Genomic DNA, 13,343 nt, shown 5'->3' on the forward strand with positions numbered 1-13,343 from the left:
TCTCCCATTATTCCTAAAAATTTCCCAATTCCTCTTTAACAACATCCAGTGCACGCTCTATGGTTACGTGCATATCGTAGTATTTATAATCTGCCAAGCGCCCACAAAAGATAACTCTATCGTTCTTCTTAGATTCTGCCAAATATTGCGCATAGACTTCGTTATTTTTCTGATCATTTATTGGGTAATAAGGCTCGTCTCCCCTTTTCCAATCCGCTGGATATTCCCGAGTGATGACCGTCTTCTCCTGAGTCCCAAACTCAAAATGCTTGTGCTCAATGATACGTGTATAAGGAATTGTACGCTCAGTGTAGTTGATGACAGCGTTCCCTTGATAGTTCGCTTCGTCTAAAACTTCATGTTCAAAACGCAAACTACGATACTCTAACTCACCAAATTTGTAATCAAAATACTGATCAATCATTCCAGTAAAGACAATCTTTTGAGCTGACGCTTCCCATCTCTCACGATCTTCAAAGAAATCCGTACCAAGCTCCAGTTCAATACCCTCTAATAATTTTTCAACTATTACATTATACCCGCCAATTGGAATCCCTTGATAACGGTCATTAAAATAATTGTTGTCATAAGTCAGACGTACAGGTAGACGCTTGATGATAAAAGGTGGTAAATCTGTCGCTGAACGCCCCCACTGCTTTTCTGTGTAGCCTTTGATTAGCTTCTCATATACATCCGTTCCAATCAGCTTAATAGCTTGTTCTTCCAAATTTTTGGGTTCAACATCTTGCATATGGGTTGTCTGCTCTGCAATCTTATCCTTGACTTCTTGTGGCGTTTTAGTCCCCCACAAGCCATAAAAGGTATTCATATTGAAAGGAAGATTATAAAGCTGACCTTGATAATTGGCTAGAGGTGAATTGATATAGTTGTTAAATTCAGCAAATTGATTCACATAATCCCAAACTTCCTTGTTAGATGTATGAAAAATATGGGCTCCATATTTATGGACATTAATTCCCTCAACATTTTCACAGTAGATATTCCCGCCAATATGGTCTCTTTTATCAATCACCTTAACAGTTTTGCCGCGATTCGTAGCTTCATGAGCAAAAATAGCTCCTGAAAGTCCCGCACCAACAATTAAATAATCATACATAACATATCCTTATTTCTTAAATACACTTTTCAATTCTTGAACATTCAAGACACGCAACGCTAACACTAATCCAGCATAGATTAATAATCCCAATAACGCACTAATCAATACATTGACAACGGAAGGAAAGTGAATCAAAGGCTGGATGACATACAAAATTCCGTACATGACTAGCGAAGCAGCCAGTATTTTCAACATAGATGGAAGAATCTTTATCTCTTTCAAATAAGATCGAGTGAAATAAAGCTGAATCAACCAGACCAAACCTTCAGTGGCTACCGAAACGATAGATGCACCGATATAACCTAGAGATGGAATCAATAAGATATTCAATCCTACACTAAAGAAAGCCGGAATGGTCGTAGATAACATGAACTCACGATTCTTATTATGAGAAATCAGAATCTGAATCCCCATGATATTAGTCCAGCCAATAAAGAACATTCTAAAGACCATAATAGCAATTGCATAGCGTGCATCTTGGAAGTCTTTGCCCAAGAAAAAATTGACAAAATCTTTGTTAACAATCAAAATACCAGCAACCATCGGAAATATTACTAAATTATAGACCAAGAAGGACATTTCATGCAACTTATTAACTGCTTTTTGATTACCTGATGACAGAAGATTGGATACTCTCGGTAACATGACACTCCCTAGGGAAGTCACAATCGTCAACAAAATATTTAAAAACTTGAGAGCCTGATCATAAATCCCTACATCTGTTGTCGAAGACAAGGCACCTAACATGGTCCTATCTAAAGTGATATAAAGTGAAATAGCAATCTGGGGTAAAAACAATAAAATAACCGGTTTAATATGCTGCTTAGCATAAACTATGTCTAGATGAGGTCTGCCTATATGTTCTCTAGCTGGAAGCCACATGCTCAATTGTCCCAGCAAGTCATAGCCAACCAGCAGTACAATATACAGATATAAATCAGAAGGTTTTTTTACAAAGATAAAAATAGAAGCAACTCCTAGGAGTTTAACAGCTGTATTCCGAACCGTGATTTTTTTAAAGTCTTCCATCCCTTGAAAAAGCCAGGAAATATCTAGACCTCTAGAAAGTAAACTGAATCCCAAAATATAGGCTATCAGATTATTCATGGATGGAATGATTAGGCACACAGCAATATAAAGAACAAGCGCCAAACAAGTCGCCAAAACCTGCAAACTATAGATTCCCCAGAAGGTCTTCTGAACCTCTTTGCGATGTCCTGAGATCTCCTTGGTTCCATAATTAGCCACGCCAAGTGTTGCTAAAAGTATAAAATAGGTCACTATTGAGTTGTAGTATCCGTAGGAACCTAAGGCGCTAGATGAAAAAACTCGAGTGATATAAGGCGTAGTAATGACTGGTAAAACAATTATTAGCAACTGATAAGATAGATTGTATAAATAATTTTTTAATACTCTCACACAGAGTTCCTCGTTTTAGATTTCTTTGATAACAGTTCTCCCACTGGCAATGCTGCAAATGTAATAAACATAAAAATATTATAAGACGGACGAACCCAGAAGGCTTCAAACATACAGTTGACCGCAATCAAAGACAAAACAGCAAGTAATAGATGATCTTTTTCACGATAAAGGGTCCACGACCGCATCATATATAGACAAACCAATAGAATTACTGGAATCATCCCATAGGTAAACAACATCTGAACATAGGAAGAGTCTACATAGTCATAGCTCAATACGGATTCTGTACGTCCTCCATAACCAACAAATGATATTCCACGAGTACCAAACCATTGAATGTCATATTTTTTAAATGCTTCATGGCCTAAATGCAATCTCATGCTAAAAAAGTTATTTAATGCAACATATATAGGCTGGGACCAAGTAAACTTATTGGACAGATAGATCATGACTGACGATGCTATACCCGCTGACAAAGGGAGTACTGCAAAAAGTCGTAATGGCTTATTCTTTCGGATATAAAAATAAAGGAAAATGAGAGACATTATAGCTATAGATGCCGCGTTCAGACGAGCGTCGCAATAACGAATGATAAAATAGGATAGTCCCAATCCTAAAAAAGTTCGTAAAATAATAAATCTTTTTCTAAAGATGTAAGAAAAAGCAGTATAAAGATAGAAACAATGGGAAGCAAAGTCCGTTGGATAAATAAATCCAAAGGAATTGCGAACAACAACTCCGGCAGATCTAGACTGAACGAACTGCAAGTTTGGAATGACTCCTATTGAGGATAGTACAGTAATTAATACGACAAAAAACAAGGCTGTTATAGTATACGTTTTGAGCACACTTTCCATATCAGCATCATAAAGAAAGACAATCAGCATCGTATACATTAAAGCATTAAGATTTCCAGCTTTATAATAAACCATAAATCCTACAAAAATAAGAAATGGCGCAAAAATTAAATAACTTAAAGAATAGTGGCGAATATAAGAAAAACGTACAGCTAGTAACAAAATCGCCAAAAAAGGAAGCACATTAGGAATATTAGGCAAAATCGGTGCTAACATAGAAGTGTTTATCATATCTATAGAAATTAACACTATTAAAACTGCTGTTACAAGCAATTTATCACGTTCAATCCTTAACATTTTCTTTTTCCTTTTCTAATCTCTAATACTTCTTTCAATTTTTCATTGCATTCTTTTTTTCCACCTTTTAAAGTGAAAATAGAGTCGTGGATACTTAGTAATTAAAACATACAAAATCTTACGTTTCTTACTAACTCTAGCATTCTTCAAGACAAGAGACAAATAAGGTCTTGTCTGTTCCTGAAGACGCTTGAACTCTGATGGATTTCCATCCTGAATCATCGTAAAGATAAGAAGACTTCCCGTAAAGAAGCGTGAAATGATGGCTTCTTGGAGTTCAGAACTCTCAGGATAGGCTGTATTCACAACCTCTTTTAAATGATTAATTGCTTCGTAAAACTCATATTGTTTGGGTGTGAAAGCCGAGGCAGTAATGCTACCAGGTCTATGGTAATAATGGTAAATCGGAAGATGGTACAAGGCCACGGATTGGGCTTGATTGAGATGCTCGCTGATAACATAGAGGTCTTCGTAGATGCGCCCCTTGGGGAAGGGAGTTTTTTCAAGTAGTTCTTTCCGATAGAGTTTACCACAAGCAGAGACCGTTACAAGGTCCCCGTAAAGCATCTCAGTTAGAGCCTTTGCCTTGTTGTAGACCTTAACTTGGTCTAGATCAAGCTTTTCAAAGTGAAAATTTTGAGAACGATGATAGTGAGCTGTCGGCTCTACTTTACAACTAACCATATCTGCTTGGGTACGATTTTGTAGCTCTGCTAGCAGTTCTAAGGTGCAAGGTTCCAAATAGTCGTCCGGATCAAGGAAGGTAATCCAGTTACCCTTGGCTTTCAAGACCCCATAGTTACGAGCATCAGACAATCCACCATTCACCTTGTGGTAGCTAGTCACCCAATCATACTGCTGGGCATACTGGTCACATAACTGTCCTGATCCATCACTCGAGCCATCATCAATCAAGAGGACTTCCATATCCTTGTAAGTCTGATGTTCCAAACTCTCCATGGCATAATGAAGGTAGTCCTCCACATTATAAACAGGCACAATTACCGAGATCATATTTTCTTTTCTTTCTCTTACTTAGTTTTACAGTTTAAATCTCAAATGAGCTTCTATCTGGAAGCAGTTGATCCATAGCCTTGATAAAGTCTGTCATCACCTGCTCCTCGTCTTGAATGTTAAATCCATCATTGATACACATAATTTGGTATTTGCCAGAATTTAGTATCTTCCAAAAATCTGGTCCGGCATTATCCAAAGAAAAGAGTCCCCCCAACTTAGGATTTCCGACAGCGTATTGACCACTGGCAATCTGCCAATACTTAAAGAGCCAAACATTGGTATCAGAAGGATTTCTAAAGCGACTAGCCGAGGTTCTTTCCAAGACAGCTTTTTCCTTTTCCCATACCAAGTTCATCGTTGATCTTAGTAGAGGATAGGGCAGATGACTCTCCCAGAAACCACAGATAAACCGACTGTTTCTATATAGTAGCGACTTAACGATACTTTTTAATCCCTGCTTTGGATCAAAGAATTGGCCATTCTTCAAAATTTCATTTCGACTGAAATAGCTAGTGACAATCTCCATGTCATTTATCTGAAAATTCCCCGTTCCATATCGCTCAGGAATAATCGGTGAAAGAGCCGTATTATATTTGGGTAAACCATCCTCTGAGAAAAAATCTGTCGGCTCGACTGGAGCTGTCAAATACATATCGTCATTAAAAAAAACAAAATGCTCTGAGAGACCAGGGATTCGATGGATGTTACTTTCGATAGGATTGGCAGAAAAAACTGGCAGGTAGTCATTACAGATAATCTCTGTATGATCTACCAACACCAATTTTTCACTATTTATATCTAACCAGCTTGGCTTTTGCTGGTCGGTCACGAGGTAGACCTTATTGACCCAAGGAGCAAATTTTTCAACTCCTCTAAACCAATATTTAAAGGTCCCCCATTCTCGGTAAGCCTTGACTGAATTCATACTCTGTTTAGAAGTATTAACCGAGCCATCATAGATTGATTTTTTTTCTTGCCACACAGGATTATTCCCATCAACCCAAGTAACAACAAAATCTATTTTATTCATAACTAATCTTTTCTATCTGTTTTATACAACTCCGAAAAGTTCTTGATGTAACTCTCCAAAGAAAACAGCTCTTTTTGTCTCTGATATCCTACTCGCCCAAATTTTTCTCTTTTTTCAGAACTATCTAGTAAGAGAGAAATGGCATTAGAAAGTTCTTGAGGACGATTTGGTTTGACTAAGCAACCACTTTTGTCATCTACTACCATTTCAGCTATTCCCCCATTGTTATAACCAACAACTGGTTTTGAACAAGCCATGGCTTCTAGGACTACTGTAGGTAGGGAATCAGGTTTTATACTTGGTAAGACAAAGATATCAAACATATTATAAAGTTCAGAAGTCTTATCGTAGTAATCAATACGATGAATTTGTGACACAACAGATGAAGAAGCTATTCTCTTATCTAGTTCTTCTAAGCGCCATTCTTCACCAGGAAAAACACCTCCAGCTAGGAAAGCCACCGCTTGCTCATTCTTTTCCAAAAGTGGCTCGACTGCTTCTATGAAATCATTTTGTCCTTTGATAGCATTGACCCGACCAATCATGCCAATCACAAGTGCATCTTGCGCAATGTCAAATTTTTCACGAATAGAAGACGCATCCTTTGGATAATAGACAGCATTATCGACACCGTTATAAATCACTTCCACTTGGCTATCTTTGATAAAGGGAGACTGCTTGATATGATTAGCGACCGCTTGGGACACCGTCACAATCTTGTCTGCATATCGTCCCATGAGCATATTGATAAAGTCAGAAATAGCTTTGGGTTTGACGATGATCTCATGAACATGCCAAATCAAAGGCAGCTTGAGCTTGCGTTTCAAATAGATGCCCTCCAAAACAGCCGCTGTATTATTGTGAACCATATCTATACTGTGTTCTCGAGCATAGAGGGCGATTTGCTTAGCATAGAAATTATAAGAGCGAATATAGTCGGCAATGCCTTTGGGATTAAAATACTTCCTTCGTAAAATCGGGTAATCCAGCACGCTAACCTGAGCTCCAACCTGTCGCAAAGACTCTACTAGCGGACCATCATTTGGCAGGATTACATGAGGATCAAATTCATCTTTATCCAGTTCCTTAATGAGCTCCAACAATACCTTGTCTGCCCCATACATTTCTGCCCCAGCATGTAAGTATAAAATCCGTTTCATTTCCTATCCTTCAAATAAGCTTTCGTAATCTGTTACTATCTTCTCCCAGGTAAATGCATCCGCAATGCGCTGATTTGATTTTCTATCCAAATCTGCGATTACTTCCGGTGACAGTTCCTCTACTTTTTCAATCACATCTGCTAGTTCATCTTTTTTCCAGTAGATAGCACTATCCTGACCTACTTCACGATTAAAACCAACATCCAATAAGAGATTTAATTTAGTAGATGCCAAGGCCTCCAATAGAGACGGATTTGTCCCACCAACTTCGTGGCCATGAAGATAGGCAAATGCATTCTCCCGAATGTACTTGAGCAATTCTTGGTCATAAACTGTCCCAACAAACTTAACTCTAGGATCTTTATCAAATCCTGTGTCTTTGAGCAACTGATTGTAAAACTTGTTTTCTTCAACATTGGTAATCAGAACAAAGTCTTTTTTAGAATGAGATGCCATAACCCCCTTTATCATGGCTTGGTAGTTATTTTCTGGCACAAAGCGCCCAACAACTAAGTAATACTCATTCTCAGTAATTCCGTTTTTCCGGTACCATGACTGAACTTTTTCATCGTTAGCAGACAGCTCAGACTTGCTTGTATCCGTCCCATAGGCAATGTAGGTCGTCTTTGGGGCATATCTCACATAGTCTGCTTTTATGTAAGATTCGATATTCTCACTATCACAAACCAAGAGATCTGCATGCTTAACCATCAGCGCCTCGGAAATTTTCCAATACTTGCGCACTGGCATGCTCCATTTAGCTCGCAGCCATTCATGGCCATCGGGATTGACAAGTATCTTGCCCCCTAGTGCTTTGATTTTCTTTTTGATACTCCCGATAAAAGGTCCAATTCTACAAGCTAAAATGTAGAAAATCGGCTCAGAATCTTGATTGTGCTTAGCTAGTTCAATAGCCTTATTTAGTGCAGCAATATCGTAGGCAATTGCTCGAGCTGGGCCAATCTTAGGCACGTCAATATTATAGCAAATAGCCCCGTTGTGCTCGAAAATATCTTCTGAAATCCCAGACTTGGCTGAATTCTCCTTCATACAAGCCACATAGTACTGGATATTAGAATTTCCCTGGCAGGAAGTTAACTTCTCAACAAAGGTCTCAAATCCACCATATTTAGCTGGGATACCTTTAGATCCCACGATATAGACTGACTTTTTCATACTCCTCCTAACTACGAAAAACAATTCCCCCTACTTTGCTCCATCTCTAGCCAATACGACTCTAAATGTCTTTAGCAAAATTTTGATGTCTGACCAAATCGTCCATTCATCTATATAAGCAACATCCAAGCGTACCACTTCATTAAAGTCTGTAATTTGACTACGGCCGCTAACCTGCCAAAGACCTGTGATTCCTGGCTTAAAACTAAGACGCCGTTTTTGCTCTGGTGTATATTGCTCGTACTCATCCACAGTTGGCGGTCGTGTCCCAACCAGACTCATATCACCAATCAAAACGTTGTAAAACTGCGGTAGTTCGTCCAAACTGGTTCTACGAATAAAGCGTCCTATAGGGGTCACCCGTGGATCATCATTGACTTTAAACATTCCGCCGACCATGGTATTTTGCGACATTAAATCTTTTTTCCGTTCCTCCGCATCAGTATACATTGACCGGAACTTATAGAACTTGAAGCGTCGTCCATTCTTTCCAATTCTCTCCTGCACAAAGATAGCAGGCCCTCCATCTTTCTTGATAAGTGGAACTAAAACAAGCGCAACTAAGCCACAGAAGAAGAGACCGACCAGAGAACCAATAATATCCAACATACGTTTCGCTAACACATGGCCATACTTATAAAAGTTTGTTGAAAAAGTGACTACACTCAAACCCGCAACTTCTCGAACCCGTTTCTCTCCCATAGAAATAAAACTTAATCCATTGATATTTACAGAAACATCAATTCCCATCGCTTCAAATTGTGAAACGAATTCACCAATATTGTAGCTTTCATTCGGAAGATTAATAAATACTTCATCTACTACTTCACGTGTCGCAAAAGAGATAATTTGCTCTTTGGGAACATTTTTTGTATTAGGGCTACTAAAAGGAGCGTCATCTAGTAAAGACACTGCTACAATTTTTCCCCCTATATCTGACGAACTCTGTAAACGATCAAAAACTTTTTCCAAAGCATTTCCTGCAGTAATTAGAAAAATTCTTTTACTATTTTTTAAATTGGGATAGACTGACTTATGATAACGTTTAAAAGCCAAGTTAACAAAATAAACTAACGTGGCATTTATAATAACAAAGTAGACAAGTCCTCTTCTAGATATCGAAAATCGATCTTCCATCATAAAAGAAACAAAACTAATTGCTAAGCTATAAAAGATGCTGTATCTTATAGTGAAAATAAATTCTTCTAAATAGCCTCGTTTTAATATTTCATAGTAGAAATCACTCGCATAAAAAGCAATGATATGCAGTAATGACAACACTAAAATACTAGACTGATTAATCTCCGTTTCTTTTAAAGGACTTACTAAAAAGCCAGTAAAGAGTACGACAAAAAGCTGAATAAAGCCAAGTTCTGCTTTTTGAAATTCTTTCCTATCTTTAAACATAAGAAGCTCCTAACCATCCTAAACATTTATGAATTTCTATTTCCCATAATTTCCGTAGTCCCCATAACCTCCATAAGAACCATAGGAGCCATAACGCTCTAGTTGAACATTAAATTTATTTAGTACAACACCTAGAAACGGTGTTCCTGTCTGTGCCAACTGTTCTTTCGCCTTAGCTACTGCTTTACGCTTGACAGCCCCAGCTTCTGTCACTAACAAACTTGCATCACATTTCTGAGCAATAATAGCAGCATCAATAACTAACCCAATTGGTGATGTATCGATGATAATGTAATCATAGCGAGTACGGAGAGCTTCTAATAAAATTTCAAAATTCTTACTTTGCAGCAATCCAGTCGGATTAGGGGAAGGCTGTCCAGCTAAAATAATATGCAAATTGGCAATATCTGTAGTATTCAAGATAGCCTTAACATCTGACTGCCCTGATAAAAAATCTGTCAATCCTAAAACCTTACCATGACTCTTAAAAACGCCTGACATCACAGAGTTACGGATATCCGAATCAATTAACAAAGTCTTATACCCAGACCGAGCAAATGCAATCGCTAGATTGGTAGATGTCGTCGACTTCCCTTCATTCGGCATGACAGAAGTTACTTCAACTACCTTAATGTTCGCACCACTCAATTGAACATTAGTACTGAGCGCATTATAGTATTCTTCTGTTAACTTTACTAAGTCTCTTCTCTTTCTTACTAATTCTAAAACTGCCATTTTCTCTCCCTCACATTTTCTTCATATCAGGTACAACCCCTAGAAGAGTTAGACCTAAAATATCCTCAATATCTTCTGGTTTCTTCACTCGATCGTCTACTAACTCTACAGTGATAATAACAAGAGCAAAAACTAGTCCTCCAACTAAAAATCCCAAAAGAATGTTTCGGCGAATATTAGGAGAAGAAGGCTCTTTAGGAATTTCAGCTTCCTCTAGTGTTGTTACATCTGGAACCTTTGTTACTTCAATAATTTTTTCTGCTGCAACATTACGCAAGGAATTTGCAATACGTGCAGCTTCCTCTGGACTTTTATTTTTAACTGTAATAGAGACTATACGAGTATCCACAGGCACTGAGACAGATATATTCTTAGCAAGCTCTGCTGGGGAAATCTTCAATTGTAAATCACTAATTGCCTGAGATAGCACAGCTTGCGATAAAATAATTTCCTTGAAGTCTTTTACTAAATAAGAACCAGCCTGCAAATCTTGATTAGTCAAAGCCGATTCAGTCGTGTTTTGTCGGCTAACCACATAGATTCGGGTCGTAGTTTGATAAACTTTAGGCGCAATAAAAGCGCTATAGCCTAAAGCCAACAAAGCGAACACCACCGCTCCTAATACAATGGTGAACTTCTTTAACCATAAGGTTCTAAGCATTGAGAGAACGTCTATTTCCATCATTTGATTTTCTTTCTTTTCCATGAATCCTCCTAAATTAATTCATTGTTCAATAGTTTCTGCTGATTAGCTCCAAACAAGGCTGTCGCCCGTTGTGAACCATATTTTTTTTCAACTAAGTCAAAGGCTTCTTTCATATAAGTTGGTCGTTTACTTATATTATGCATATCGCTCGCAACAAAGTGGACTAAATCTCTCTCCAAAAAGAAGTGAGCACGCTTCTTCATAAATTTGTAGGAATCGCCAAATAGTTTTGGTTTTAAAACACTAGAGCTGTTAATCTGAGTATAACAACCCATATCAATCAACTCTTGAACTTTCCTTTCATCACGTTCCAGACAATGATAGCGTTCAATGTGGGCAACAACTGGTGTCAAGCCTAAGCGAAGAATATTTCCCAAACCTGTATGAATCTCCTTATACGGAGTCGCCATACTAAACTCGATTAACACATATTGGGTTTCTCCTAATGTAGGAAGCAACCCCTGCTCTAATTTTTCTAAAACATCACTAGTGTAATAAATTTCTGCACCATAAAGAATATTAAGATCTGGCGCAATAAGTGGTGCTAGTTCTTTAACCTTTTGGAAATGCTCTTGAATCTTTTCCTCAGATGTCTCAAACATACCCTTTCGACGGTGGGAAGTCGAAAAAATCGTCCGAACTCCCTGACGATAACTTTCCTCAAGTAGCTCTTTACTTTCCTCAAGAGTCTTAGGACCATCGTCCACATCAAAGATAATATGAGAATGGATGTCAATCATGGCGTTTTCCCTTCCATTACCTGCTGAATCACTGCCTTAGCATTATCAAGGCTTTCCGGTTGGATTTCCATCATGTAGAGATTGGAATCTGGCATAGCATAGGATGGTAGATCCATGCGGCCATTTCCGCTGATGGCTTGTGACTGAACTTGATAGCTTCCACCTGACTCCAGCTGGGTATTGACCAGATTCATAAGAACAGGCAGCTCCATATTGGTCTGAATAGAGTCCTGCAAGCCGGAAATAATCTCGTTGTAGTTCTTCAAAGCACTAGTTGAAGTCAGCTTTTTAATGACTGCTTCGATAACTTTTTCTTGATTTTTCCCGCGGTCATTGTCGCCACCCTGAAGAGAGTAACGCTCGCGAACAAAACCTAATGCCTGGTCTGAGTTCATATGGACTTTCCCTACTGGAAAATGATGATTGCCATGTCGGCTGGTAAATTCTTGGTCATTTTCAACATCAATCCCTCCCAGCAGGTCTACCAGCTTGAGGAAGGAAGTAAAGTTCAGACGAACGTAGTAGTCAATGCGAATGCCGTAAAGATTTTCCAGCGTGTGGACAGAAGCATCTACTCCGTAAATCCCTGCATGGGTCAGCTTGTCCATCTGCCCAGCTCCTCCGTCTGCAATCGCCACATAAGAATCACGAGGAGTTGTAGTCAAGAGGACTTTCTTGGTCTTGCGATTGACCGTCATGATGATATTGACATCGGAACGAGAGACAGATGAGATAGACCCATAAGTGTCAATACCACTGACATAGATATTGAAGACATCCGCATCAGCAGCATCGCTGCGCTTGCCAGTCTCTACTTGACGGGTGATTTTATAAGTATAGATTTTCTTTATCTTTGAAGCATAGTCAGCATCATGGGAAGCCAGCATGTCTTCAAAAGAATTATTTAAAACAATTGCTTCTGACTCATGATTAACTAGCCCTTTGTAAGCAGCAATATAGGATGAGGTACTTGTTACTGAGATTTCTAGACTCTTGGTCTTTTTAAGATGCTCTATTAAAGAATTAATATTTTCTCCATCTCCATTCCCAGTTGGAGCCATTACATTTTGAATCTGGCTGATATCCGTAATCTCACTATCAGATCTGACATAGACTCCCATTTCAATGTCAGAGTAATTGGATGATGAATTGACCCCGTTCGACAAGTCGATGAGAGTTTTTAAACCATACATTCCACCTGAAGTTACAATCAAAACTAAAAAAAGTAATATCAGAGTGAAAACTTGAAATATATTTTTCCATACAAAAAAGGAGGATAGAAGAACTACGACCCCTAGAACAACTGTTATAATAAGGTTTAGGTGATGAAATGCTAGAACATTATTTTTAAATATTGAAAAAATTAATAAGCCTGAAATGAGGGCCGCTAATACAAGCAAGGCGGCATTAAAGAGCCTGAGCTTCCGTCCTTTTTTTGAAGTAGGCATAATTTTCCTATGGTGATTCATAATTCTCCCTTTTTACTCCCTGAATATAAATACATTTTATTATACCACAAATATACTTTTATTAACCCAAATATTTTAAAATATTTGGATTTTTTTCAAAATTTGTTAACAAAAAAGGACGGAATGTCTTAATTTTCGGTAAATTTCTTCTTTGTTCTTGTTGACCTTATATTTTATGACTTTTGACAATAAAAAAAAGAGGCGCAA

At 38.2% G+C, this 13,343-nt stretch carries 12 protein-coding genes; all 12 read right to left on the reverse strand.

Going from position 1 to position 13,343, the window contains the following annotated elements:
- Positions 1-13 precede the first annotated feature (13 nt).
- From glf to AX677_RS05920, 12 genes are read right to left on the reverse strand one after another with little or no spacing between them, the layout of a single operon-like run.
- Positions 14-1,117, reverse strand: coding sequence for a UDP-galactopyranose mutase (gene glf / locus AX677_RS05865; protein ID WP_060976475.1), 1,104 nt, complete (start codon positions 1,115-1,117; stop codon positions 14-16).
- Between the two features lie 9 nt (positions 1,118-1,126).
- On the reverse strand, positions 1,127-2,539 hold the full coding sequence (locus tag AX677_RS05870) for a flippase (protein ID WP_060976476.1): 1,413 nt from the start codon (positions 2,537-2,539) through the stop codon (positions 1,127-1,129).
- Positions 2,536-3,696, reverse strand: a complete 1,161-nt coding sequence (locus tag AX677_RS05875; RefSeq protein WP_060976477.1) for a hypothetical protein — start codon at positions 3,694-3,696, stop codon at positions 2,536-2,538. The genes AX677_RS05870 and AX677_RS05875 overlap by 4 nt, the downstream gene beginning before the upstream one ends.
- Before the next feature lie 42 nt (positions 3,697-3,738).
- A complete protein-coding gene (locus tag AX677_RS05880) occupies positions 3,739-4,710 on the reverse strand; it encodes a glycosyltransferase family 2 protein (protein WP_060976478.1) in 972 nt (323 codons plus the stop codon).
- Positions 4,711-4,744: 34 nt separating this feature from the next.
- Entirely contained in the window at positions 4,745-5,743 is a 999-nt protein-coding gene (locus AX677_RS05885; protein ID WP_002931897.1) for a stealth conserved region 3 domain-containing protein, read from the reverse strand.
- Between the two features lie 2 nt (positions 5,744-5,745).
- Positions 5,746-6,903: a glycosyltransferase family 4 protein gene (locus AX677_RS05890; RefSeq protein WP_060976479.1), complete on the reverse strand. Its 1,158-nt coding sequence runs from the start codon at positions 6,901-6,903 to the stop codon at positions 5,746-5,748.
- Between the two features lie 3 nt (positions 6,904-6,906).
- Positions 6,907-8,079, reverse strand: coding sequence for a beta 1-4 rhamnosyltransferase Cps2T (gene cps2T, locus AX677_RS05895; RefSeq protein ID WP_060976480.1), 1,173 nt, complete (start codon positions 8,077-8,079; stop codon positions 6,907-6,909).
- 30 nt (positions 8,080-8,109) lie between these two features.
- Complete coding sequence (locus tag AX677_RS05900) at positions 8,110-9,486, reverse strand: sugar transferase (protein ID WP_002931889.1); 1,377 nt, start codon at positions 9,484-9,486, stop codon at positions 8,110-8,112.
- 36 nt (positions 9,487-9,522) lie between these two features.
- Positions 9,523-10,221 (reverse strand): polysaccharide biosynthesis tyrosine autokinase, encoded by a 699-nt coding sequence (locus AX677_RS05905; RefSeq protein ID WP_002931888.1) that lies wholly within the window; start codon positions 10,219-10,221, stop codon positions 9,523-9,525.
- Positions 10,222-10,231: 10 nt separating this feature from the next.
- Positions 10,232-10,927 carry a Wzz/FepE/Etk N-terminal domain-containing protein gene (locus AX677_RS05910; RefSeq protein WP_002931887.1) on the reverse strand — a complete coding sequence of 232 codons (696 nt, stop codon included), beginning with the start codon at positions 10,925-10,927 and terminating at the stop codon, positions 10,232-10,234.
- Between the two features lie 8 nt (positions 10,928-10,935).
- A complete protein-coding gene (gene cps4B / locus AX677_RS05915) occupies positions 10,936-11,667 on the reverse strand; it encodes a capsular polysaccharide biosynthesis protein Cps4B (protein WP_002931886.1) in 732 nt (243 codons plus the stop codon).
- Positions 11,664-13,136 (reverse strand): LCP family protein, encoded by a 1,473-nt coding sequence (locus AX677_RS05920; RefSeq protein WP_060976481.1) that lies wholly within the window; start codon positions 13,134-13,136, stop codon positions 11,664-11,666. Before AX677_RS05920 ends, cps4B begins: the two co-directional genes overlap by 4 nt.
- Positions 13,137-13,343 lie beyond the last annotated feature (207 nt).

This window comes from Streptococcus sp. CCH8-C6 (genome assembly GCF_001557225.1).
Taxonomy (GTDB): domain Bacteria; phylum Bacillota; class Bacilli; order Lactobacillales; family Streptococcaceae; genus Streptococcus; species Streptococcus sanguinis_C.